General features: G+C 46.2%; 23 protein-coding genes and 1 other annotated feature. Of the genes, 1 reads left to right on the forward strand and 22 read right to left on the reverse strand.

Annotated elements, in window-relative coordinates; translation table 11 throughout:
* Positions 1–96 precede the first annotated feature (96 nt).
* The 14 genes from VN447_RS09315 to VN447_RS09380 form a co-directional block, all read right to left on the reverse strand.
* Entirely contained in the window at positions 97–735 is a 639-nt protein-coding gene (locus VN447_RS09315) for a redox-sensing transcriptional repressor Rex (RefSeq protein ID WP_325524939.1), read from the reverse strand.
* Positions 736–941: 206 nt separating this feature from the next.
* Positions 942–2669, reverse strand: coding sequence for an NADH-dependent [FeFe] hydrogenase, group A6 (locus VN447_RS09320; protein WP_325524940.1), 1728 nt, complete (start codon positions 2667–2669; stop codon positions 942–944).
* Positions 2670–2738: 69 nt separating this feature from the next.
* Positions 2739–4529, reverse strand: a complete 1791-nt coding sequence (gene nuoF / locus VN447_RS09325; RefSeq protein ID WP_325524942.1) for an NADH-quinone oxidoreductase subunit NuoF — start codon at positions 4527–4529, stop codon at positions 2739–2741.
* 36 nt (positions 4530–4565) lie between these two features.
* Complete coding sequence (locus VN447_RS09330; RefSeq protein WP_325524944.1) at positions 4566–4931, reverse strand: (2Fe-2S) ferredoxin domain-containing protein; 366 nt, start codon at positions 4929–4931, stop codon at positions 4566–4568.
* Positions 4928–5482, reverse strand: coding sequence for an ATP-binding protein (locus VN447_RS09335; protein WP_325524946.1), 555 nt, complete (start codon positions 5480–5482; stop codon positions 4928–4930). Before VN447_RS09335 ends, VN447_RS09330 begins: the two co-directional genes overlap by 4 nt.
* An 11-nt stretch (positions 5483–5493) precedes the next feature.
* Positions 5494–6003, reverse strand: a complete 510-nt coding sequence (nuoE, locus tag VN447_RS09340; RefSeq protein WP_325524948.1) for an NADH-quinone oxidoreductase subunit NuoE — start codon at positions 6001–6003, stop codon at positions 5494–5496.
* 58 nt (positions 6004–6061) lie between these two features.
* Positions 6062–6805 carry a PHP domain-containing protein gene (locus VN447_RS09345; RefSeq protein WP_325524950.1) on the reverse strand — a complete coding sequence of 248 codons (744 nt, stop codon included), beginning with the start codon at positions 6803–6805 and terminating at the stop codon, positions 6062–6064.
* Positions 6802–7143: a DRTGG domain-containing protein gene (locus VN447_RS09350; RefSeq protein ID WP_325524952.1), complete on the reverse strand. Its 342-nt coding sequence runs from the start codon at positions 7141–7143 to the stop codon at positions 6802–6804. Before VN447_RS09350 ends, VN447_RS09345 begins: the two co-directional genes overlap by 4 nt.
* A gap of 39 nt (positions 7144–7182) precedes the next feature.
* A complete protein-coding gene (locus VN447_RS09355; RefSeq protein WP_325524953.1) occupies positions 7183–8508 on the reverse strand; it encodes a [Fe-Fe] hydrogenase large subunit C-terminal domain-containing protein in 1326 nt (441 codons plus the stop codon).
* Between the two features lie 54 nt (positions 8509–8562).
* On the reverse strand, positions 8563–8991 hold the full coding sequence (locus tag VN447_RS09360) for an anti-sigma regulatory factor (protein ID WP_325524955.1): 429 nt from the start codon (positions 8989–8991) through the stop codon (positions 8563–8565).
* Positions 8988–9350: a DRTGG domain-containing protein gene (locus tag VN447_RS09365; RefSeq protein WP_325524957.1), complete on the reverse strand. Its 363-nt coding sequence runs from the start codon at positions 9348–9350 to the stop codon at positions 8988–8990. The genes VN447_RS09360 and VN447_RS09365 overlap by 4 nt, the downstream gene beginning before the upstream one ends.
* A 243-nt stretch (positions 9351–9593) precedes the next feature.
* The gene (locus VN447_RS09370) at positions 9594–10679 is read right to left on the reverse strand and encodes an O-antigen ligase family protein (RefSeq protein WP_325524959.1); all 1086 of its coding nucleotides are present in this window, start codon (positions 10677–10679) and stop codon (positions 9594–9596) included.
* 315 nt (positions 10680–10994) lie between these two features.
* Entirely contained in the window at positions 10995–12278 is a 1284-nt protein-coding gene (locus VN447_RS09375; protein WP_325524961.1) for a folylpolyglutamate synthase/dihydrofolate synthase family protein, read from the reverse strand.
* A 61-nt stretch (positions 12279–12339) separates the two neighbouring features.
* Entirely contained in the window at positions 12340–15000 is a 2661-nt protein-coding gene (locus tag VN447_RS09380; protein WP_325524963.1) for a valine--tRNA ligase, read from the reverse strand.
* Between the two features lie 50 nt (positions 15001–15050).
* Positions 15051–15277: a binding site (T-box leader), on the reverse strand.
* A gap of 303 nt (positions 15278–15580) precedes the next feature.
* Between VN447_RS09380 and fdhF (VN447_RS09385) the strand changes: the two genes are divergently transcribed.
* Entirely contained in the window at positions 15581–18265 is a 2685-nt protein-coding gene (gene fdhF / locus VN447_RS09385) for a formate dehydrogenase subunit alpha (RefSeq protein WP_325524964.1), read from the forward strand.
* A gap of 80 nt (positions 18266–18345) precedes the next feature.
* Here the strand turns inward: fdhF (VN447_RS09385) and VN447_RS09390 are convergent, their stop codons facing one another.
* The 8 genes from VN447_RS09390 to VN447_RS09425 all read right to left on the reverse strand — a co-directional run bounded on the left by VN447_RS09390 (position 18346) and on the right by VN447_RS09425 (position 25936).
* Positions 18346–18927, reverse strand: coding sequence for a 4Fe-4S dicluster domain-containing protein (locus VN447_RS09390; protein ID WP_325524966.1), 582 nt, complete (start codon positions 18925–18927; stop codon positions 18346–18348).
* A 5-nt stretch (positions 18928–18932) separates the two neighbouring features.
* Complete coding sequence (locus VN447_RS09395) at positions 18933–20315, reverse strand: [FeFe] hydrogenase, group A (protein ID WP_325524968.1); 1383 nt, start codon at positions 20313–20315, stop codon at positions 18933–18935.
* A gap of 38 nt (positions 20316–20353) precedes the next feature.
* The gene (locus VN447_RS09400) at positions 20354–20941 is read right to left on the reverse strand and encodes a 4Fe-4S dicluster domain-containing protein (RefSeq protein ID WP_325524969.1); all 588 of its coding nucleotides are present in this window, start codon (positions 20939–20941) and stop codon (positions 20354–20356) included.
* Positions 20942–20957: 16 nt separating this feature from the next.
* Positions 20958–21566: a molybdenum cofactor guanylyltransferase gene (gene mobA, locus VN447_RS09405; RefSeq protein WP_325524971.1), complete on the reverse strand. Its 609-nt coding sequence runs from the start codon at positions 21564–21566 to the stop codon at positions 20958–20960.
* Positions 21567–21649: 83 nt separating this feature from the next.
* Positions 21650–23689 (reverse strand): formate dehydrogenase subunit alpha, encoded by a 2040-nt coding sequence (fdhF, locus tag VN447_RS09410; protein ID WP_325524973.1) that lies wholly within the window; start codon positions 23687–23689, stop codon positions 21650–21652.
* The gene (locus VN447_RS09415) at positions 23686–24012 is read right to left on the reverse strand and encodes a 4Fe-4S dicluster domain-containing protein (RefSeq protein ID WP_325524975.1); all 327 of its coding nucleotides are present in this window, start codon (positions 24010–24012) and stop codon (positions 23686–23688) included. Before VN447_RS09415 ends, fdhF (VN447_RS09410) begins: the two co-directional genes overlap by 4 nt.
* Before the next feature lie 274 nt (positions 24013–24286).
* The gene (gene fdhD / locus VN447_RS09420) at positions 24287–25027 is read right to left on the reverse strand and encodes a formate dehydrogenase accessory sulfurtransferase FdhD (RefSeq protein WP_325525035.1); all 741 of its coding nucleotides are present in this window, start codon (positions 25025–25027) and stop codon (positions 24287–24289) included.
* Positions 25028–25090: 63 nt separating this feature from the next.
* Positions 25091–25936: an aminotransferase class IV gene (locus VN447_RS09425; RefSeq protein WP_325524977.1), complete on the reverse strand. Its 846-nt coding sequence runs from the start codon at positions 25934–25936 to the stop codon at positions 25091–25093.
* Between the last annotated feature and the right edge of the window lie 8 nt (positions 25937–25944).

The following is a 25944-nucleotide window of genomic DNA, read 5'->3' on the forward strand; positions in this document are numbered from 1 at the left end:
GTTTTATACTATAGGTATTCTACGATAAAAATCAAAATCCTGCTACTTTAACCCAAATTTTTAAAAAAATTTATATTTTTTTGTAGGAATTTGTCGTTATTGGCGTGAAAGATAATACGACATGCTGCTTAGACCTATAGACAAGTCTTCGCTTACTACATGAATGCTGGTAGGTACATCTAGCTTAATGGGGGCAAAATTCCAGATGCCTTTAATCCCAGCCTCGACATAGCGTGTAGCAATATCCTGAGCATATTCGGCAGGTACGGTTATAATCCCGATCTGAATATCCTTGTCAGCCACTATTTCCGCCATCCGGTCGATGTGGAAAATTTCCACTTCATTAATATACCGTCCTATTTTGTCAGTGTCAACATCAAAAATAGCCTGAAGTTGAAATCCTTGAGGTGAAAAGTTAGCATAATTAGCCAAGGCCCAGCCTAAGTGCCCCACACCTGTAATAGCAATATTCCACTTACGATTAAGCCCGAGAATTTCGCCAATATTACGCATAAGTTCGCGTACATAATAGCCAACACCCTTTTTCCCAAACTCACCGAAAGCAGATAAATCTTTGCGTATTTGTTCCGGTGTAACCCCAATTTTCCGACCCAATTCGTCAGAAGATATAATTTCAATACCCTCTTCCTGACTTAGTTTAAGGGTACGGTAATAAAGTGGCAGCCTATCAATCGTTGCTTTAGAGATTACAGCATTCTCTTTGTGTTCTTTCATTGAAACAACTCTCCCTAGCAGTAGTCAGCGCTCATATCAGCAGCTTATGTTCTTTTATTGTTTGTAATTTATTCTCACTCATACCTGTAAATTCCTGCTACGTCTATTTAAAATAGCTATTAATTGAGATATATTTTCACATATATCAATTAATTATGCTAAAACATAATAAAAAAGGGATGTCCAGCGGACATCCCTTCGGGAATTTAACATTTATTTTGCGGATGATAATGAGTATGCAGTAGGTGGTGCGACTTTTCGCCCAGCGGTTTACCTAACCAAGTTTCGTACAGTTCGGCAACAGCCTGGTTATCATGAGACTTCCGCAGTGTGGAGCATTTATCACACTCATAGATAGCGTCAATACGTTTTTGCCGGTGTTCGGCAGAAGTAATGATAGGCTGTCCGCCGCCACCAGAGCAGCCGCCAGGGCAAGCCATTATTTCAATAAAGTGATAATCGGCTTCGCCAGCGCGGATTTTGTCTAAAAGCACCCGGGCGTTAGCTAAGGTATGAGCTACCGCAACTTTGGCAGTTAAGCCTTCTTTTACAGGTACTTCGGCTTCTTTAATGCCAGTCATGCCACGAATAGCGTGGAACTCGATATTGTTAAGTTCATTGCCGGTAACTAGTTTGACAACCGTCCGGAGAGCTGCTTCCATTACACCACCGGTAGCACCGAAGATTACGCCAGCGCCTGAGCCAATACCAAGGGGAGCATCAAACTCGGCTTCTTCCAGGCTTCCGAACGTTAAGCCAGCCTCGCGGATCATGCGGGCCAATTCACGGGTTGTCAGAACATAGTCAACATCCTGATAACCGCTGGAATTCATCTCTGGACGCGCGGCTTCCGCTTTTTTGGCAGTACACGGCATGATGGACACAGAAACGATATCCTTAGGATCAATACCTGCTTTTTCTGCATAGTAGGTCTTAGCCAAAGCGCCAAACATTTGTTGCGGTGACTTAGCAGATGATAGATGGTCTAAGAGGTCAGGGTATTTCAATTCAATGAAGTTAACCCAGCCAGGACTGCAGGAGGTAATCATTGGCAGTTTCCCGCCATTACTCAGGCGGTCAATAAACTCTGAACCTTCTTCCCAGATGGTAAGGTCAGCAGAAAAATCTGTGTCAAAAACTTTATTAAAGCCTAACCGTTTTAAAGCAGACACCATCTTACCGGTAACAATTGAACCATGCGGCAGGCCAAGCGCTTCACCTAAAGCTACGCGCACAGCAGGAGCAGTCTGAACAATTACATGCTTAGACGGATCGCTGATGGCTTGCCATACTTCCTCTGTATTATCTTTTTCGACAATAGCGCCAGTCGGGCATACAGCAGCGCATTGGCCGCAGTAGGTACAGGCTACTTCGTCTAAGCCTAAGTTAAAGGCTGGAACAACAGTTGTATTAAAGCCCCTGTTGGCAAAACTGTACACATGTACCCCTTGCCGTTCGCTGCAAGCACGGATGCAGCGGCCACACAGAATACATTTGCTTTGATCGCGAACCAATGAGGGATTATTATCATCAAGCGGATAGTTTTTCTTTTCACCATCAAACCGGATTTCCCTAACACCAAGATCAGCTGCAATATTTTGCAGTTCGCAGTTTAAGTTGCGTTGGCATGATAAGCAGTCAGTGGGGTGGTTGGCCAATAAAAGCTCAACTACCATTTTGCGGGCTTCACGTACATTCGCAGTATTCGTGCGAACAACCATGCCCTCATTTACCGGATATACACAAGATGCTACCAAACTGCGGGCGCCTTCCACTTCCACCATGCACACCCGGCAGGCCCCTTCTACACGCAGCTCAGGATGATAGCACAAAGTCGGAACTTTTATTCCAAGTGAAATTGCAGCTTCCAAAACAGTCGATGCTTTAGGCACAGCTACCTTTTGTCCATCGATTGTTATATTAACCATTTCCATCGTCGTGTCACCCTCTCTTCTCCCAAACATTCTCTACTCATTTGGGTATTCACAGTATGTTAACCAGCATTAGCCTTTAACGATTGATTTGAACGGACATTTACCAAAGCAGGCACCACATTTGATACACTTGACCAAATCAATTTCGTGCAGAGCCTTAACTTCGCCGCTGATGGCTTCAACCGGGCATACCTTTTTGCACAGACCGCAGCCTTTGCACGTCTCGGTAATGCTATACTGTAGCAGATTGCTGCAGGCGCCGGCCGGACAGCGTTTGTCGTTGATGTGGGCTTCGTATTCATCGCGGAAATAGCGTAAAGTTGAAAGTACCGGATTGGGGGCAGTCTGACCAAGACCGCACAACGCGGTAGTCTTAATATTTTTTGCCATAGACTCTAAGAGCGCAATATCTCCGGGGCGTCCTTGCCCGTCGGTAATGCGGGTAAGGATCTCAAGCATACGCTTGGTGCCTTCACGGCAAGGCGTACATTTGCCGCAGGACTCGGATTGGGTGAAGTTGAGGAAGAATTTAGCAACGTCAACCATACAAGTGGTTTCGTCCATAACAACCAGACCGCCTGATCCCATCATAGCGCCGGCCTGAATAAGGGAGTCATAATCTACCGGCAAATCAAGCATATGTTCAGGCAGACAGCCGCCGGACGGACCGCCGATTTGTACAGCCTTAAACTTTTTGCCGTTAGGTATGCCGCCGCCAATTTCGTAAATAATTTCACGCATGCTAATACCCATGGGAACTTCGGCCAAACCGGTATTATTAATGCGGCCGGTAAGCGCAAATACTTTGGTGCCTTTGCTGCGCTCGGTACCAATTGAGGCATACCAGTCAGCGCCTTTTGTAATAATGTGCGGCACGTTGCCGAAAGTTTCTACGTTATTAATGTTGGTAGGCTTGCCCCACAGACCGGAAATAGCCGGGAATGGCGGGCGTGGACGCGGCATACCGCGCTTCCCTTCAATTGACGCGAGCAGGGCAGTTTCTTCGCCGCACACAAAGGCGCCGGCGCCTTCTTTAATTTTTAGTTTGAAGTTAAAGCCTGAGCCTAAGATGTTGTCACCCAACAGGCCCATTTCCATCGCTTGCTCAATAGCAATTTTAAGCCGCTTAATTGCTAGAGGGTATTCGGCCCGTACATACACATAGCCTTCATCTGCGCCAATGGCATAGCCGCAGATCGCCATACCTTCAATGATGCGGTGAGGGTCGCCTTCAAGCACACTGCGATCCATGAATGCGCCGGGGTCACCTTCGTCAGCATTACAGACTATATATTTTTTAGTTCCTGGAGCATTACGGGTGAATTCCCATTTCATACCTGTTGGGAAACCACCGCCTCCCCGTCCCCTGAGACCAGCTTTCTTGACTTCAGCCACAACATCTTCCGGCTTCATTTCAGTGAGTACCTTACCAAGGCCTTCGTAGCCGCCCTCAGCAATGTATTCGTTTATATCTTCAGGATCGATGTGACCGCAATTGGCCAGCACAAACCGCATTTGTTTCTTATAAAAAACAATATCATTATAGCTAGGAATTTTTTCATGAGTAATTGGCTCTTTATATAACAGCCGTTCTACAATACGACCTTTAAAGAGATGGTTTTCAACCAGTTCAGGCACGTCTGTTTCCTGAACGCGAACATAGAAGGTTCCTTCAGGATAAATAATTACCAGCGGACCCATTTCGCAGAAGCCATGGCAGCCGGTTTCTATAATTTTTACCTCTTTATCCAAGCCTTTTTTGACCAGTTCTTGCTGGAAAGCTGCTTCAACTTTTTTCGAGCCTGAAGACACGCAGCCAGTTCCGGCGCAAATGAGCACATGCGCTCTTATATGTTCCATACTATCCCCTCCCGTTAATCTACCAAAGTTGTATATTTAATCAGTGAATTTGCCGATAGCAAGCTCTGCTACAATCCGACCGTTAACGACATGCTCGGTGATAATTTTGGGGATGTCTGCCGCCGTAACTCTGCCGTAAGTTATCCTCGGCTCATTAGGACGAACAACATCGACAAGAACTTCTTTTTCGCACATGCCGATACAGCCAGTCTGGCTTATCTTAACAGTCTGAAGATTTTGCTTAGCAATCTCATCTAAAATAGCGGTCATAACTTGACGAGCCCCAGCGGCAATACCACAAGTACCCATACCTACAATGATTTGTGTTCCACCTTCGTGGCGCACAGTGTTTTTGGTCTTAAGCTGTTCCCGTAGGCGTTTTAAATCCTCTATTGTTTTCACTTTTCGACACCTCCGTACAAATTGGCTATATTATCTGACAAGTATTCGTGGAGCCAGACTAGTATATCTGGTTGAGTTAGCGAAACACCATCTAAAATATCAGCTAACTCCCGGGAAGAAACCGTATAACTTCTGTCATTGACAGTATGATGATACGAAAAGTCCAGTGTTGGGTTAGCAACAAGTATTGCCTTAATGGTTTCTACCATGTTGCCCAGTGGCGGCCGGTCTAAGTGACTATGGCGATACTTGGCTTCTATTATTGTACCTTGACCTGGTGTAGAATCAATTTTTAAATATCCATCACAGCGTTTGCTAGACATGTCCATTAACGGCAAGCCCAGCCCTATGCGCCGAGTAATCCGGGTGGTAACAAAGGGGTCGATTACTAGTTGGCGAAGCTTTTCATCCATACCCCGTCCGTTATCAGAAACTCGGATAAGCATAACATCTGCAGCTAAATCTTCTATAACCTCAAGTTTTACAATCATTGCCCCGGCTTCAAGCGAGTTTTGCACCAAGTCCAGGATATGAAGTGATAGTTCACGCATATCAGTTCAATTTAGGCGTATTTAGCCAAAATCTCAGGAATTAATTCAGGAGTTAACCGGCCATGGGTATCATCATTGACCATTAGTACTGGAGCCAACCCGCAGGCTCCTATACAGGCTACGGTTTCTAACGTGAACTTAAGATCAGGAGTAGTACCGCCAGCTTTGACTTTTAGACTGTCTTCTATAGTGGTGAGAATTGCTTTGGCGCCACGTACATGGCAAGCAGTACCCTGGCAAACACGGATAATATGTTTACCTCTGGGGTTTAGGTGAAATTGGGAATAGAAAGTTACTACGCCATAGATTTGACTAACAGGAATCGCCATCTTCACAGCAATACACTGAATTACTTCTTTAGGCAAGTAGCCATAAGCATGTTGTGCTTCCTGGAGAACTGGGATGAGAGCCCCTTTAACCCCCTGGTATTTTGCAAGTATTGCGTCCAGTTGGTCGAGAGCCAGCTTGCCTGCTTCGCCGCCGCCACAGCAGCAGCATTTATTGTCCTTGTCACTGTTCATGTTACATCCTCCTTATGAAAAAATCACGATTCTACTGGTAAAACTAGTTAACAGTGGCTTAAACCACCACCTTTCGCAAATTTTGAGATAATAATGCCTGCCGGATTTCGCCTAATGTTGGTTGCTCAAGGTAAAAGGCAGTTTTGGGGCCATTTACAAAATCCTCCATTACATGGGCATCCGAGGCAGTTATTACAGGAAGGCAGCCAATAGCAGGAATACGCATAGGTGCATGTTCCACACTCATATGCCTTGATACTTCGACAGCTGCCAACTCAACATCAGGCGGGATAAACCCCAGTTGCGAGATAATACTGTATATAGGCCTGTCAATGTGACTGGCAATACATATTCCTCCCAGGCGTTTTACTTGTTCAGAGATTTCTGCAACACCAGCAGTCAGGGACGCTAGTAAGAGTTCTGGTTTTTCTGCAATAAGATTATCATCAGCGTCCACAATGAACTGAGCGCCAAACCGAGCCACATCATTGAGCCGTCCTGACATATGATTCTTGGTAAATTGTTCCCATTCTTTCATTTGACTCATTTTATCAAACAAGATGATAAGATGAACTTCCTCTTTACTTTCAACTTCCATACCAAGCAGTATAGTAAGATCGGTGCCTTTAGCCGCCTCCAAGGCAGCAGGAATATTATCGCAAGCATTGTGATCAGTAATGGCAATTATATCAATCTTATGTTCTACCGCATGCCACACAATATTTCGCGGCGTCATTTCGACAGCCGCACAGGGTGACAACAGGGTATGCACATGAAGATCAGCCACAAACCGGCGCATCATTCCCCGGCAATACCCAGTTGGTATAACCGTCCAGCCACTTCAAAAGACGAAAGTTGAGTTGTAAGGATGACGATTTCTTCTGTTTCTGCCTTGCGAACAGCATCTTTATCAGGTGTAACACCGCCTGCAATAATAACGGCGGAAAGACCGGCCAGTGAAGCTACGGCCACAATATTCTGGTGTCCCTGCATAGTAACCCAGACGTTGCCGGCACGTGCCTGCCCCATGACATTGCTCAGCAAATCAGAAACATAACCGCCGCTAATTTCTTTACCGAGCTTGGACTGACCTGACACCACTTCCAGCGGAAAAGATGCCATTAATTCTTCAACAGTCACAATTAAATCCTCCCAACATTGATTTATCTTTTGGGTTCATTACTCTTGGTTTTTATCAAGCGGCGGAGGTAACTTGTCAGCCAGATCGACCATTTCATAAGCCAAATCCCGTACCTTTTTACGCAAGATAAATACGCAGTCAGTCATACTGGCTAGCCCCTGAGCAATGTCTTCAGCCAAAGCTTTACAATTTGGAGAACCGCAGGAGCCGCAATCGAGCCCGGGCAGACTTTTTAAGGTCCTATCCATAAACTCGATTTTGGTCATGGCCTTGGAAATATCAGCATCAAGGCGCAACACCGGTTTAGGCTCAATCGCCCGCCGTCCAGCTACTCCCAGTTCAAATTCAGAGTAATCGGTTCGTGGTAGCCTGCCAAATTTAGGATCCTCCACTTTTTTCTTTGCAATACGCTGTTTCATCCGGTGTTCGGCGATATGCCGGTTTTCAACAGTTAACGCGCCGCCAATACAGCCACTGGCGCAAGCCAGCACCTCAATGTAATCAACGTCCTTGAGTTTGCCTAAGGCAACTTGTTCTAATACATTAGCCACATGATGAATATCATGTACCACCAGTACATTATCTGCTCCAACAGCGGTCGTCTCACCGCCTGGAACCGCCCATCCGACTCCTACCCAGGACGCTTGGCGTCTGGCGTCTTGAATCTCGGCGGTTACTACTTTTAATAAATCAGGATAAATTTTACTAATGGCAATGGCACCGGTAATATCAGACTTTTCCGCCCCAAGCGGCTGATATACCGCAGTCATCTTCGCCGGACACGGCGTGATAAACCATACGCCAATGTTCTCCGGCGCAAGGCCAAGTATGCCTTCGGCCTCAGCCCGGGCTAACCGTGCGGCAACTTCAACCGGGGCATCAAACGGCGCCAAATGGTCAATAAGTTCAGGAAATTTGACCTGAATAAACCGGACAACAGCCGGACAGGCCGAGGAAATAGCCGGCCGAACGATATCTGTACGCTTTAAGTAATCTCTGATAGCGAGTGACACAATCTCAGCCCCATGAGCCACTTCAAATACTTCGTTAAAACCCAACTTTAGCAAGCCTGACAAGATAGCCCTGACGGGGATGTCCACGTTAAACTGGCCATAGAGAGTGGGTGCTGGGAGCGCAATATTGTACTTAAATTTTTTAAGATCGGCGAGTTCATCTGTCACTGCCGTCTTAGCGTGTCCTGGACAATGGCGAATACATTCGCCACAGTCAATACACCGGGAGGAGGTTATTTGCGCCTTGCCGCCCCGGATGCGGATAGCTTCAGTAGGGCAGCGTTTCGTGCAGTTCACGCACCCCTGGCACTTCTCATCGATCAAGCGAACCGAATGATACCGTTCTTGCACTACTTTTCACCACCAAACTATACATAGTCTTAGTCTCAAAACTAAACTTAGGGGTTAGTGATAGATAACCATACTAAGTTTCGTTCCTATTCCAGTCTCAGTTTTAATGTCAAATTTATCTGTACAACGGGCCATATTGGGCAGACCCATTCCGGCCCCAAACCCCATCTCCCTGATGTAATCAGGTGCCGTTGAAAAACCCTCTTTCATGGCAAGTTCAATATCAGGAATCCCAGGACCTTCGTCAGTCACAGTCACCTCTGTGCGGTCAGGATGAATATCGGCCCTGATAGTGCCGCGATACGCATGAATAATAACATTCATTTCGGCTTCATAGGCACTGATAGCAATTCGCCTGATAATATCAGGACGAATACCAAGTTGCTGCAGAGTGCGCTTAATTTTGCTTGAAGCCTCCCCAGCGCTGTTAAAATCCGCGCCTTCCAGTGCGAATTCCAGTGTTATGCCTTGTTCGTGCGTCAAAGGGCTTCCTCCTTTGTTGATGATCCAGCCAGCCCGTCTTTAAACAGCACACCGCAAGCTTCATACATCTGCCTATTAGTCAGTAGCAGTGGTATTCCCATTTCCCGAGCCATTACAATTACCTCCGGTCCAGGGCGTTTACCACGCACAAATATTATGCCAGCCAAATCGCTCATTTCAGCGGTACGAATAACCTGAATATTTGTCAGGCCGGTCAGTAAGATAGCCCGTTCCTTTGTAAAGGCCAAGACATCACTCATAAGGTCTGAGCCGCAAGCGCTTTTTGCTTCCCGGTCAAGCCACTCCATTCCGCAGAGTACCTCGGCATCCAATAGCTTTCGTATTTCGGCCAGTTTCACTTAGGATACCTCCAAGAAAAATGTAATGTTTGTGCGAAATTTCACAATATTTCTTATAAAAAATTAAGGGGCTAATTCCCCTATGAAAATCATAATTAGTAATATTGTTGGTATATTCGCGTTATTTGCAATAAATCCTTCTGAAAAATGTAATTAATTTGAATTTACCATTAAAATACAGATAATTTGAGTGGCACCAAGAATTTTTAGCGCCACTCATATGAGAGTTACATTGTCATTAACCTAATTGTAACGGTAACTAGCCTCCCAAACAGCTATAATTACGGCGTTCAAGAGCCAAAACAGCATAGACATCTGCACATTAAACATAACATAGTCAGTAAACCCGTTTACCGCTAAGCCGAGTACTGCAGCAACCACTCCAAGCATCGCTCCGGCTACCCAGCGATTTTTTGTCTGAGACAAAACCTCAGTCGCTTTCTTGATATGACCATAGATAATGGCTAAAAATACAAGCAGCCCCGGAATCCCTATTTCAGCCGCAATATGCAGATACATATTATGAGCGTGAACAATAGTAGTGGCAGGGTTGTTTAGAAAAAAGTCGTACTCCGGGTACACTAGCCAATATGAGCCCCAGCCAATACCTAATAGCGGCTTGTCTAAGATCATAGCAATTGTACTTTCCCAAAGTGCTATCCTGAGTGTTGATGAAGTATCTGTCGGGTTAAAAATTGACATTAAGCGCTCTATCACCCCGTCATGACAAAAGAGCGCAATGACCGGTATAACTAAAAACACCCATAGTACCTTACGATTGTATAAACGCCCGCATAGTGCGGTTACTGCCACAATACTAAGCCATGCGCCGCGCGAATAGGTAAGTACTAAACAGGTGCCCAGCACGGCAACAAGGGCAAAAAGCAGGAGTTTTCCCTGTATATTTTCTGTATGCAGCCCTAGTCCAACAGCCAGCGACATAACGACTACTAAGAAGCCAGCCAACAAATTAGGGTTCTGTAGCGTAGAGAAAATTCTGACTTTAAGTTCAGGAAACTGTTCACCATCCACCCACTGAAAAGCTGATATATCCACACCATGAACATACTGATAAAAGCCATAGAGAGTGACCACTACTGCTGAAGCCAGTACAGACCATACCAGCCTTTTGAGCTGTTGTAGCGTGTTTAGGTTATTAATAACAAGATAGTAAATCAGTATGTAGCGTCCCATTAGATGATAGTAATTGTAAAAACTGAAGTCTCTGTCAGGCGATACCCCAATCGATGCTGCCGACAGAATGACAAGTAAAGCAATAATTTCATCAAATGGCGTTCGTTTTAAGAGAAGTTTTTTTAATAGCACCATCTTACCTGCCCATAATACTGTGCCTACCCCTAAAAACAATGTAGCGATATCTAGCGACAGGGGTAAAAAAAAGGCCACAGCCAAAATGCAGTGTTCGATTAAATAATCAAGTCGAAATTGGGGCTGGCTCCTACATGTGTATGCAATATGCACGGTTTCACCTACGGTTCAAGATTTTGCTAGTTCTACTTAGTAGTTTATTTGAATATTGCGATTTAATGATATGTTTTCATAGTCAAAGCAACAAAACAGTACTGGCGCTTGAATTAGACCCCAAGCGCCAGTATTTATTATATACAATTACAATTAATTTGTCTACTTATTGAGGATAATCTGGCGAGCTTCGCCAATTAAATATAACGAACCGGCTACACATACAACTCCTTGAGGGCCGGCCAATTCCTTGGCCCGATCAATACCACTATCGATGGCAGACGCTGCTTCCACATGATGAGCCTGTATTTCCCGAGCGATCTCTTCAGGCGTCGCCGCCCGGTATGATAAGGGTTGTACAGTAACAACAGTATCATTAGGACGAATAAGTTCACGGATAATTCCTGATACATCTTTGTCACGCAAAATACCTAAGGCAAAGGTTATTTCCCGTCCCGGGAATACCTGATCAAGGTTCTGGCGAAGCACCCGGGCACCATCTGGATTATGAGCACCGTCGATAATAATGACTGGTTCACCAGCTATTATTTCAAACCGGCCCGGCCAGCGTACTATGTCGAGTGCCTTTTTGATTGCCGCGGGAGTAATGCGAGTATCATTTTCCCCCAGAACAAGTGCGGTAGTAACAGCAACTGCGCTGTTTTCCACCTGATGTAAACCAATAAGATTAAGGGCAGTCTCAAACTGACCCAAGGCACCTGCATCAATGGCCACTTGCTGTTTGCCGTTTTCAAGACCTTTAAATTGGCTGAAAAAATGCTCGTCTCTAACGTAGACTGAAGCACTTTTCTCTGCGGCCGTCCGCTTAATGAAGTCAAGAGCCTCACCTTTGGCAGCAGTTACTACTGGCACGCCGTCTTTAATTATACCGGCTTTGTGATAAGCAATATCAGCAATAGTAGAGCCGCAGCGATCGGTGTGCTCAAGCGTAACATTAGTAATCACCGAAATTTCAGGAATAATGACATTGGTCGAATCTAACAATCCACCCAGTCCCACTTCGATAACAGCATATTCTACGCCCACGGCTGCGAAGTAATAGAAGGCGGCAGCGGTGATGACTTCAAACTCTGTCGGCTGCTCAAACCCTGCTGCCAGCATTTGCTCCACAAACTGGCTGGTATAATGGATTGCCTGGGCAAATTCTTCTTTCGTAATCTCTTGCCCATTAACAACCATACGTTCGGGGTAGTCAACCAGATGTGGCGAGGTATACATGCCGGTTTTTATTCCGCTGGCTGTCAGAATAGCTGACAACATGGCTGTTGTTGACCCTTTACCATTCGTACCAGTGACATGGATGGATTTAAAGCGGCGCTGTGGCTGCTGCATGAGTTCCAGCAGCCGTTCAATGCGGGCCATACCCAGGTTAATCCCGAACTTACTTAGGTTTTCGAGGTATGCCAACGTTTGTTCATAAGTCATATTGCTGCACCTCCACATAATTTAAGTACCAGAGATGGTATTGCTACATTCAAGCAACTTATTACAGGCGGGCTAAATATTCCAGACGTTCTCTAATAGCTGTCTGCTTTTCCAAATACTCGGCTTGTTTGGCTTTCTCTTTCTCAATGACATCAGCCGGAGCCTTGGCGGTAAATCCGGGGTTATTGAGTTTTCCTGCAATGCGGGACACTTCTTTATCCAAACTGTCAAGTTCTTTGGTTAGCCGGGCTGTTTCTTTGTCTATGTCAATGAGCCCTTTAAGCGGCAGGTAAATTTCCACACCACTGGCAACGGCAGTCATAGCGTTTTCAGGCGTGTCTGCCTCAGCCGCAAGAATAGTTACCGGCTCAGCAGCAGCCAACGTCCTAATATAGGTAATATTGGCCTCAATCTGCGCTTTAAGTTCACCTGATGCAAATTTTAAGAGTACTTCGCTCTTTTTGCCTGGGTGTACATTAACTTCAGCCCGCATGTTGCGCACCGACTTAATTGTTTCCATAATAACGCACATCAATTGCTCATCTTGGACGCTCTCCATTTTAGCATCTGCAATCGGCCAACCGGCAGTCATAATACTTACGCCCTGATGCGGCAGGCTTTGCCATATAGCCTCGGTAATAAATGGCATAAAGGGATGCAGCAGCTTAAGAGTATTACTTAGAACATAATTAAGAACATATTGGGCCACTTTCCGGCTTTCAGCATCTTCTTTATTGTACAGACGACCTTTTGCCAGTTCAATGTACCAGTCACAAAACTCGTCCCAAATAAATTCATACACCATCCGGGCAGCTTCTCCGAGCTCGAAGCGTTCAAGATTGCGGGTTACCTCAATAACCGTAGTGTTATACCGGCTCAAAATCCAACGGTCGGCCAGAGTAAATGAGTTAGCCTCAGGCATAAAGTCCGCATCAAAACCTTCAAGATTCATCAGCACAAAGCGTGAAGCATTCCAAATCTTATTAGCGAAATTCCGGCTGGACTCTACCCGCTCCCAATAAAAACGCATATCATTACCGGGTGTGTTGCCAGTAACCAGCATAAATCGCAGTGTGTCCGCACCGTATTTGTCAATAACTTCCAACGGGTCAATACCGTTCCCCAGCGATTTACTCATCTTTCGCCCTTGGCTGTCGCGCACCAGGCCGTGAATAAATACATGGCCGAACGGAATATCCTCTTGAAATTTAAGCCCCATCATAATCATCCGTGCTACCCAGAAGAAGATGATATCATAGCCGGTAACTAGCACACTTGTCGGGTAAAACTGTTTAAGTTCAGCTGTATCTTTAGGCCAGCCCATAGTGGAAAACGGCCACAGCGCCGAGCTAAACCAAGTGTCAAGAACATCAGGGTCTTGTTCAATGTTACCGCCGCACTTAGGACAAACTGTAATGTCTTCACGCGACACAGTAACTTCACCACACTGGCAGTACCAAGCCGGGATACGGTGACCCCACCAGATTTGGCGGGAAATGCACCAGTCACGGATATTATCCAGCCAGTTAGTATAAGTTTTGGTAAACCGTTCAGGCACAAATTGAATTTTACCAGAGGTAACCGCTTCAATAGCTGGTTTAGCCAGTGGTTCCATCTTAACAAACCACTGCTTAGACACCAGGGGTTCAACAACAGTACTGCAACGCTGGCAATGGCCAACAGCATGACTATGCTCGTCAATTTTGACAAGATATCCCTGGTCTTTGAGGTCATTAACCAAGGCTTTGCGGCATTCATAGCGATCCATTCCGGCATATTTACCGGTGTCGGCAGCCATGGTACCATCAGGATTCATGACAACTATTTCAGGAAGTTTATGCCTTTGGCCCATGTCAAAATCATTGGGGTCATGGGCGGGGGTAACCTTTACGGCGCCTGTTCCAAATGACGGGTCAACATATTCGTCAGCCACTATGGGCAGACGACGCCCAACCATAGGCAGAATAAGATATTTTCCAATAAAATGCTTATATCGGATGTCTTCCGGATGTACGGCTACGCCGCTATCGCCCAGAATGGTTTCCGGACGGGTTGTTGCGACTGTTACATACTCACCAGCCGCGCCTTCTACCGGATAACGGACATGATACAAGTTGCCCGGCTTTTCCTCATGTTCAACTTCGATGTCGCTAAGTGCGGTATTGCAGCGCGGGCACCAGTTAGTGATACGGTTGCCCTGATAAATAAGTCCTTGTTCATATAAGCTGACAAACACTTCACGCACGGCTTGAGAGCAGCCTTCATCCATAGTAAAGCGTTCACGTTCCCAATCACAGGAGGCGCCAAGGCGTTTGAGCTGATTGATTATACGGCTGCCGTACTGGGCTTTCCAGTCCCAGACACGATCAATAAATTTTTCACGCCCCAGATCGTAACGGGTTTTACCATCTTGGGCAAGAACTTCTTCCACCTTGATTTGAGTTGCAATCCCGGCATGGTCAGTGCCAGGCATCCACAACGTGTCATATCCCTGCAAACGCTTAAAACGGATAAGGATATCCTGCAGGGTATTATCTAAGGCATGTCCCATATGGAGCTGCCCGGTTACATTAGGAGGCGGAATGACAATGCTGAATGGCGGTTTGTCCTTATTTACCTCAGCATGAAATAAATGGTTTTCTTCCCAATATTTATACCACTTGGCTTCAACTGCCTGCGGGTCATACACAGTGGAAATAGTATTCGTCTGTTCTTGTTCCATATAGCCTCCTTGAATATGTAGTGTAACATAATAAAAAGCCCTCTCATCCCTGTAAGGACGAAAGAGCTTAACTTCCGCGGTACCACCTTGATTTCCGGCGCACACTCGCGCCAGACGCTTGAAATGCCGTAACGTGACACACCGGCTGCGCCTACTAAACTTCAGCACAGCAGCTCAGAGATGACTTTCCGTTAATGCGCATACTGAAAGGCCTCGCAGCCTAGGGCCCCTTCTCTGAACAGGCGTGTCAACGTACTCTTCTCTTCATTGCTACTGATTGTATACAGTTGTTTTCATTATACTGGCTCAGATGGATAGTGTCAAGTTTTGGCAGGCTGTTGTGGCTGGCTAATGCTATCGGAAGTTTCAATATATTTAAACAACTACTCTTCTTTAGCATTTGAGCGTAATATTCATTCCATTCAGAATAATTAACTAGCAATTAATTATTTAAGCATTTATAATAAGTAATAAGCACTCAGGTTTCTGAGATAGTGTTATTTAAAGTGGGAAAAAGACTATGAGTGTTTCTCGTCATTTTCTTGTAGAAAACCAAACTCACAAACAAAGGAGAGTGAATATGGCAACTTTTACAATTACTATTGACAACAAACAAGTCCAAATTCCTTCCGATTCAACAATACTTGAGGCAGCTCGCTTGGCTGGAGTTACTATTCCGACTCTGTGCTACCTTGCTGATCTAACGCCAGAAGGCTCCTGCCGCATCTGCGTGGTCGAAGTCGAAGGTGCCCGTACTTTAGTTACGGCCTGCACTTATCCAGTCGCCGACGGCATGGTGGTCCGCACCCAATCTGCAGCCATTCGTGAAGCCAGAAGAACCGTTGTTGAGCTGCTTTTAGCCAGCCATCCGCAGGATTGTCTGCATTGTCAGCGCAATCTAGACTGCGAACTGCAGCGTTTATCTACTGACCTTGGTATTCGCCAAGTGCGTTTCGACGGCGAAAAGCGCCAGTACGCCATTGACGATAGCAATCCTTTTATCATTCGCGATAATAACAAATGTGTTCTGTGTGGCCGCTGTGTCAGAACCTGCAAAGAAGTGCAGTGTTGTGACGTACTTGAATGGACTGATCGCGGTTTTGACAGCAAAATAACGACTGCGTTTGATACACCGACAGACCAATCAGACTGTGTATTCTGCGGCAATTGTGTATCAGCTTGTCCGGTTGGTGCGTTAACCGAAAAACCGATGCAGAATTTTGGAAGGCCGGACAAAAAGGTCAAAACAACCTGCCCCTATTGTGGAACTGGCTGCACTTTTGAACTCAATGTCAAAGACGGCAAGGTTATAGGGGTAACGTCCACTGATGGGGAAGTCAATGGCCGCTCTCTATGTGTAAAGGGCCGTTTTGGCTATGGATTTATTCATCATCCTGATCGGCTAACTACCCCCTTAATAAAAAAAGACGGAAAGTTCGTTGAGGCATCCTGGTCTGAGGCCATTGGCCTTGTGTCCGAAAAATTAGGGTCTATTAAGAACGCACACGGTGCGGATTCCATTGCCTTGCTTTCCTCTGCCCGGTGTAGCAATGAAGATAACTACCTTATGAACAAATATGCCCGGGCGGTAATTGGTACCAACAATATTGACCACTGTGCCCGTCTCTGACACGCCCCCACTGTGGCCGGTCTGGCCGCATCATTTGGTTCTGGGGCAATGACCAATACCATTAAAGAAATTGCCAAAACGGACTTAATCTTTGCCATTGGTACCAATACCACTGAAGCACACCCAATTATCGGCCAAAAGATTAAGCAGGCCGTGCGGAATGGCGCCACCTTGGTAGTAGCTGATCCTCGCAAAACAGAACTTGCTGCACTGGCTAATTACCACCTGCAAATTAAGCCTGGTTCCGATATTGCGCTGCTAAATAGTTTGGCTAATGTGATTATTGCCGAAGATCTGTGGGATAAGAAGTTTGTTGAGGAACGCACTGAAGATTTCGAGGCTCTTAAGGCTACGTTGGCTAAGTATACCCCGGAATCCGTTGAGGAAGTTACCGGTGTGTCTCCTGAAATCATTAGAAAAGTAGCTAGGGCTTATGCCAAAGCAAATACTGCCTCTATATTATATACGATGGGTATTACCCAGCACGTCTGTGGCACACACAACGTTTTCGCCGTTGCCAACTTATCGATGCTTTGCGGCCAAATTGGCAAAGAATTCAGTGGTGTAAACCCGCTCAGGGGGCAAAACAACGTTCAAGGGGCCTGCGATATGGGAGCCTTGCCGAATGTTTATCCAGGCTATCAGCCCATCAGTTCTGAAGAAAACCGGGCTAAGTTTGCCACCGCCTGGGGTGTTAGCGAACTTCCGGACAAACCCGGTCTGACGGTCGGCGAAATGATGACAGCTGCTAGTCATGGCCATGTCAAGGGTATGTATATCATGGGTGAAAACCCAGTACTAGCCGATGCTGATGCCAACCATGTAGTAGAAGCCCTGGAAGAACTGGATTTCCTGGTTGTACAGGATATCTTCCTGACGGAAACCGCCCAACTGGCTGATGTGGTACTGCCGGCAGTCAGCTTTGCTGAGAAAGAAGGAACTTTTTCTAATACCGAGCGTCGTGTACAGCGGGTGCGCAAAGCGATCGAGCCAGTGGGTAGTTCCAAACTTGATTGGGAAATTATTTGCATGGTAGCTGAGGCTATGGGTTATTCCATGAAGTATGAATCAGCCGCCGAGATCTTTGCAGAAATGGTTAAAGTTACCCCCTCTTATGGCGGTTTGAGTCATGAACGTCTGGATAAGGGCGGGCTGCAGTGGCCCTGCCCAACTGCTGAGCACCCTGGAACTCCTTACTTGCATAAGGACAGGTTCAACAGAGGACTGGGTAAATTCCATGCTGTAGAACACGTACCTGCTGCCGAACAACAAGACGCGGAATATCCGTTGATATTGAGCACAGGACGCCGCCTCCAGCATTACCATACCAGCACTATGTCAGCACGGACCGGCACCATTGAGGTAGCATACGGCACGGAGCACTTGGAAATGAACCCCGCAGATGCTAAAAATTATGGTATTTGTGACGGGGAAATGATACGGTTATCCTCCAGACGCGGCAGTGTGGAAGTAGCGGTTAAAGTGACTGATAAAGTTACTCCAGGTTTGGTATTTACATCCTTTCACTATCCGGCGGTGGCCATTAACAAGTTGACCAACTCTGTTACCGACCCCATTGCTAAAATACCTGAGCTTAAAGTATGTGCTGTTAAGGTTGAAAAAATTACTGAATAAAGTACCCTTAATCATGCGCTCCCACTCATAACATATAACGTAAAAACCCAGCATCCGTCACCCGGTGCTGGGTTTTTACGTTAGTTAGCTTTCTTAATGCCAGCTACTTCAGCAGCACTGGCAACGCGGCGATTTTTAACCGATTTCTTCATATCTTCCGGTTTCACTACAATAAATGCAGCAGCCGGACAAACTTCTACACAGGCAGGCCCGTTTTCGCGACCAGCACAGAGATCGCATTTATGAGCAACTATTTTTTCTTTGGCTGGCTGTCCTTCAGCGTCAAACTGCAGTCCTTCCTGGTACACTGGCTGGCCGTTTTCCATTTCAGGTGCCATATCCATAGCACCCAGCGGGCAGGCCAGCATGCAGGTCTTACAACCGATACATTTGTCAGCATCGACTATAATTTTGTTGTCCTGGTGAGTGATCGCATCAACGAGACAAACATTGGCGCAAGGGGCATCATCACACTGGCGGCACTGAATTGGCATCGTAACCATCGGCGTTCTTACCAGACTAAGCCGCGGCAAAAATGGGGCTTCAAGTGCGCCGGCAGTAGCAACACTTGTGTCCAGATGAGCTACTGCGCAGGCTATTTCACAGGCCTTGCAGCCGATGCATTTATGAGGGTTTGCGACAACAAAGGTGTTTATGTTCATACCAGCTACCTCCTCGGAGTATACTTGGTATGCAGCAAATGATGAGACTCATGTCCGAGCGGCTTAAGGAGGAACTCATCATACAATTTTTGCACGTCGGGATTATCGTGTGATTTTCTAAGAGGCAGAGTATCATCATGAACATACGTAGAGCAAGTGCGGTTTTCGTGAGCTTTTTCCTTAAGCTTGGGCAATAGCACTTTAGGTTGACCGCCGCCACTGACGCAGCCTACCGGACAGGTCATTACTTCCATGAAGTGAAAATCTGCAGTGCCTGCCTTTATTTGTTCCATTAGTGGCTTAACATTTTTCAACCCTGATACTACAACGACTTTGAGATCAAGATCACCGACTTTGACAGTGGCTCTTCTCACACCTTCGCCGCCACGGACAAAGTCGAGTTTGACGTCAGGAATAGCTTGCTTAGTAATGAGCTCATAACCAGTACGGAGGGCTGCCTCCATAACACCGCCGGTTGCGCCAAAGATGGTGCCAGCGCCGGTATAAGTACCAAGCGGCTTGTCAAAATCTTCTTCGGGGAGGTTTTTGAAGTCGATGCCTGCATCTTTGATAAGCTGGGCAAGCTCGCGGGTAGTAATGACATAGTCAACATCTTTAAAACCGCTGTCAGTTAGTTCAGGGCGGTCACACTCAAACTTTTTGCAAGTGCAGGGCATTACTGATATACTAAACACTTTTGCTGCTTCAATATTATCGATTTTAGCACCATAAGTTTTAAACAGCGCACCAGCCATTTGCTGCGGCGACTTGCAGCTTGACAAATGAGAAAGAAGTTCGGGGTATTCCTGCTCAACATACTTAACCCAGGCCGGGCAGCAGGACGTAAACATAGGCAGCGTACCATTTTCAGTAACCCGCTCAATTAATTCGCTGCCTTCTTCCATAATGGTAACGTCAGCAGTAAAGTTGGTATCATATACACGGTCAAAGCCTAGACGTCGCAGTGCGGCCGCCATCTTCCCAGGTGTCAGACTGCCAAGCTTCATGCCAAATTCTTCAGCGATGGCTACGCGGACAGCCGGTGCGCATTGTACCATTTTAAACAGACTGGCGTCAGCCAGGCCTTTTTTGACCTCTTTGTTATGACCAATATTATAGGCGGCAAACAGCGGTTCTTTTACGCTGTCGAGCAAACCACGCTCAGCCATTTTTTGTTCACGTGGCGTAATTTCCTCATCAAAAATTGAGGCATATGCGCTACATACCTGCACACATTGACCACAATAACAGCATTTTTCAGTATCAATTGCTTGCGGTTCACCTGCAGCACCCTCAATAGCATCTACAGGACACACCTCTGCACAACGTCTGCAGCCGGTGCATAGTTCTTTATCAATATATACGATGCCAACAGCAGTATCTGACATAATTGGCCTCCTCTCCTTCCATCCCCACTAAAGTCACTTTACCCAATAAATTTTTTAACCGATTCTAAAAGGCTAAGCGCGGCATCCCGGTTGCGTTCTTTTTTGAGCGCTGCCGGTTTGACAACTTCGAGAGCTTTTTCCGGGCAGTTATCAACGCAAGCCGGACCATCAGGACGGGTTACGCAAAGGTCGCACTTACTGGCATATGCTACCGCTTTTTCTACTAAGCCGTCCTCTGTTTCAGACTTCAGAATGCGCTGGGTTACTTCCTCACCCTTAACATATTTAGGGACTAAGTCGATCGCCCCAAAAGGACAGGCCAACATACAGGTTTTACAGCCAACACAATCGGCCTCACTTACAATAATTACGTTACCCTCCTGACTAATAGCGCCTACTGGACAAGAATTAGCACACGGAGCATCTTCACAATGGCGGCACTGTACAGGCATTGTCACTTCAGCTGTTTTTACCAGGTATAGGCGGGGAATTACCGGATCCTCCATGGTGCCGGCGGTTACCACCCCATAATTAGTGTGGGCCACAGCACAAGCCACTTCACAGACTTTACAGCCAATACATTTGGCCGGGTCTGCGACTACGAAAGAATTGATTTTAGTACTCATTAAATCGGCCTCCTCTCTACTTATTGGACTTCTCATAGATCGTTTCAGCCGCCGCAAGATCAGCCTGAGAATTGATGTTGGCAAAACATTTTAGGTTATGTCCATACTCGTTTACATCTACATAACCAATATACACCTCAGAGAAAAATGATTGAATTCTACAGATGTCATGATTAAGTTTAACTTCAATATATGGCAGGCAGTTTTGGGCATATAGGGCATGCAGCGGCTCAACCCACTTGCCGTTGCGCGGTATTAATACTTGTTCGTCATGCAAGCGCGAAACCATAAATTTTATGAACTCAGTATCCAAAAACGGCATGTCACAACCGAAAACAAAGCTATAGGCAGTAGATGAATGAATAAGTCCGGTATGAATTCCAGCTAGCGGACCTTTCTCTTGATAAATATCACCAGCCATGGTTAACCCTAGATATTCATACAGGCCAGGCGAATTAGTAACAATCACCGGCGGCTGAGGAAAAATGCTAGTAACAGTGTCTATAACTATCTCAATGAGTGGTTTTCCGGCTAAAGTTACAAACGATTTATTGCGGCCCATTCTACTGCTTTTCCCCCCAGCCAGAATAACCGGGGTAATGCTGTTTAGTTTGCTGCTCGTCATATTTCACTCCAGCCAGATTATTTGTTGTCAAATTATAGTTAGAATTAAATCTTTTGCCACATTCCTTAATCCCAAGGCATTGATTAACTTACTTTTTCCACTTTCACGGCACATACCTTAAATTCCGGTGTTTTAGATACCGGGTCAGCAGCGCTGTTTGTAAGTATATTACCCGGAGTTTCAGTAAAGTGGAACGTAATAAACGTCAATCCTGGTGATACCCTGGTGGTAACCTGGGCTTTCGTTATCAGGCTGCCCCTGCGGGTAGACACCCGAATACTTTCACCGTCAACTAACCCCAGTTTAGTTGCGTCAACTGGGTTAATCTCCAATGATTCTTCGGGATGAGCCCCATTTAACCCCCAACTGCGCCGGGTCATGGTACCTGTATGATAATGAGCAGTAACACGACCTGTAGTCAGGATAAGTGGATACTCTTCATCTGGCAATTCAGCTGGGTCGCGATATTCGACACCAGCAAACCTGCCTAGACCCCTACTAAACTTACCAACATGCAACACCGGTGTACCAGGATGATCTTCGTTGGGACAAGGCCATTGAATGCCGCCTTTTTCCAAACGATCGTAGCTTATACCTGCATAGCTAGGGGTCAGTTTCCGCATTTCATCATATATTTCCTGGGCTGAGGCATAATCAGCCGGATAACCCATAGCTTTGATAACGCCTGCCAGTACTTGCCAGTCAGGACGGCTGTTGCCTTTTGGCTCAACAGCTTTTCTAACACGCTGGACACGGCGTTCAGTGTTGCTGAAGGTACCGTCTTTCTCAGCAAAGGTGGCACCTGGCAATACAACGTCAGCCATTTCAGCCGTCTCTGTCAGAAAAATGTCCTGAACAACCAGGAACTCCACATGTTCCAGGCAATGCTTGACATGATTGATGTCAGGATCACTGCGCATCGGGTTCTCACCAAAGACATACAGCGCCTTGACTTTATCTTCTTCAATAGCATGTAGCACACCGGGAATGGTCAAACCGACCTTATCACTCAAATTGGTGTTCCAAGCATTTTCAAATTTTTCTTTGACTGTTGCGTCTGTTACCGGCTGATATGCAGTATAAACGTTAGGCAATGCTCCCATATCACACGCGCCCTGCACGTTGTTTTGACCGCGAAGCGGATTTACACCCGCTTTGGGTTTGCCAAGATTACCTGTTAGCATAGCTAGGTTAGCTACTGACAAAACATTATCAACCCCGCTGGTGTGCTGGGTAATACCCATAGTGTAATAGGTAGCGGCGTTTTCGGCCTGAGCAAACAACCGGGCGGCCTGGCGGATTTTTTCTGCAGGAACGGTTGTTATGGACTCGGCATATTCCGGGGTATATTTCATGACGGTTGCTTTTAAGGCATCAAAGTTTTCAGTACGAGACTCGATGAACTTGGCGTCAGCCAAGCCTTCAGTTAAAATGACGTTCATCATACCGTTGAGTAAAGCAACATCTGTGCCTGGCTTCTGCTGCAGCCAGATATCAGCAAACCGAGTCAGTTCAATTTCACGGGGGTCAGCCACTATCAGCTTAGCACCGCGTTCTTTGGCTTCAAGCATCTTAATGCCGATAATGGGGTGACACTCAGTCGTATTAGTGCCGATAGCAAACATTAAGTCTTTTTGGTTCATCCTGTTAATCTCACTAATGGCGTTTGTCATGGCACCGCTGCCAAAAGATGTGGCTAGACCAGCCACAGTTGGAGCGTGTCAAAGACGGGCGCAGTGATCTATATTATTAGTGCCAACCACCGCGCGCATAAGTTTTTGCATTAGATAGTTTTCTTCATTAGTACATCGTGCCGAACTAAAGGCGGCAATGCTGTCTGAACCATGCTGCGTCTTAATCTCGCCGAGCCGCTCGGCGATAAGCCCAAAGGCTTCATCCCAGGTGGCTTCTGTTAACTTGCCGTCTTTGCGAATAAGCGGCTGAGTCAATCGGTCACGGTGATGAACAAAGTCAAACCCGAAATGACCTTTTAAACATAGCTTTCCCTCATTAACGAGGTTGTCTTTATTCGGGGTTACGCTTACAATTTCACCAGCCTTGACATTAAGATAAAAAGTACATCCTGTCCCGCAGTATGGACAAGTGGTCAAAACACTTTTCATACCCGCTTTCTTCCCCCCCAATATTTATATAAATAATTTACTGCCTGTTTGTTTTTGGCCTGTTTTTCTTGACGTACGTTAACCATTCTGAGCGCTTGTTCAGGACATACCTCAATACAAGCCGGACGCTTGCCTGGTTCCAGACACACACTGCACATGCGTCCGGGATATTCGACTATCCTATTACGCTCTCTCCAACTCAGCCTGCCGTTCTTATGCTGAAACGGCACAAAATTTATATCGCCGCTGGGACAAGCTGCTTGGCAAGCCAGACACTGCCTGCATTTTTCCCCATCGCCTAGCAAAAAGGACCTGTCTTCCATATACACCTCTCTTTCGCTGACTATCAGAGCACTTGTCAACTAAAAAGTACGATGAGGTTTGTGAAAAATTATTCTAATATGTTATTCCAGTAAATAATGCAAATTCCTGCTTTCACAAACGGTAAATTCAGGAATTTTTCTGTTTAGACTGAATTTTTCGCATTTTAGGCTGCAGTTTAGGTCATTCAGGTGAAATTTACTGACTTTTTTTCCAATACTGACTTTGGCTGGTAAAACAATAATTCTTCCGGACGAACGCCCGGAAGAATTATTGTTAACATCCTATAATCCGCTCTGTATGTGTATATACGTTTAAACGCTCATCTCTGGCAAATCCAATTACTGTCACGCCAAGTTCTTCAGCCATGTCGAGTGCTAAGCTTGTCGGCGCCGAACGGGCAATAATGACCGGTATGTTCATTTTGCTGACCTTCAGAATTATCTCTGATGAGACCCGGCCGGAAAAAACCAACACTTTATCATGAGTGCTGATCCCTTCTATTAGACAACGTCCGTATAATTTATCGAAGACATTATGGCGCCCGATGTCCTGACTCCAACAGACCAGTTTGCCTTCTGCCGCCAACGCGCCGCCATGTACTCCGCCTGTTAGTCGAAACGTCTCAGATGCTGCTTCCAGCATTTCAGAATAAGCCATAGCCTCCTGCGGTGTTAGTTTGATCTCGGTATTTACAGTTTTGGCTGTTAAAACATCATTGGCAAAATAAAAAGCGCTCCGCCCTTTGCCGCAGCAGGCAGTCAGGTAACGTTTCAAAAACATCTTCTCGGCAACCGTTTCTCCTGATGCGGTTGTAACATGTATTATGCCTTGCTGCACATCCACATCAAGAGTTTGAATTTCTTTAATGTCTTGAATTATTCCTTCGGTAGCCAAGAAGCCTGTTACCAGGTATTCTTCTTCACCGGCGGCAGCTAACATTGTGACAAGCTCTTTACCATTTAAGTATATGGTAAGCGGCAGTTCTTCGACGACCGGTTCTTCAGTTTTTTCAATATCCTGTCCCCGGAATTTAACAACCTGATATCTGGCTGTTCCTGTAAGTGCGTCCGTGTGATCTCACTCCTTTTCGGCAATTTCCCGGTACAGCGCCTGCAGCTTCGCCGTAATAGTCCCTGCTGCTAGTGTAGCGCCAATAGGGTTGCCATCAAATACAGTTACCGGAATAATCTCCATAATGGAACTTGTTAAAAATATTTCATCAGCCCCCGCAAGCTCCCCTGGGGTTACTTGGCGCATCTCGACAGGTATCCCGGTCGCTTGCGCCAATTCTATAGTAACACGTCTGGTGACACCTGGCAAAATGCCGCTGTCATCATCCGGGGTAATCAGCCGGCCACCTGTAACAAAAAATATATTGCTCATTGAGCCCTCAGCTACAAAGCCGTCAGTATTGAGCATAATCGCCTCCTGGGCATTATGGCACTTAGCCTCAGCTTTGGCTAACATATTGTCAAGGTAATTGGCTGATTTTATTCTAACAAGCGGCGAAGATAAATTACGCCGTAATTTGACTGTAGCTACGCACCAGCCCTCTGGCGGCAGTGGCTGCGGCAGTGGCGAAGCATACACTACAACTGTTGGTTGACCGCAACTGGTAGGATCAGGGCGTGCGGCCCCGATGCCCCGGGATAATGTAAGTCGTATTGAGGCATCCTGCAAATGATTTTGCAATAGAACACTATTAATAGCCTCACTGAGCTCTGCCTGTCCGGGGATTTCAGGCCAGCAAAGATACTCTGCTGCCTCTGTAAGCCGTTTTAGATGTTCTTCAAGGCGAAATACCCTGCCTCGATAAGCGCGCATGGTTTCAAATAAACCGTGTCCGTATAGAAAACCGTGGTCTAACGGAGAAACAATACAGTTGCCCGCAGAAACAAGCCGGCCATTAAAATAAATAACCATAGATCACC

The sequence above is a fragment of the Sporomusa sp. genome, from assembly GCF_035561155.1.
In the GTDB taxonomy this organism is placed as follows: domain Bacteria; phylum Bacillota; class Negativicutes; order Sporomusales; family Sporomusaceae; genus Sporomusa.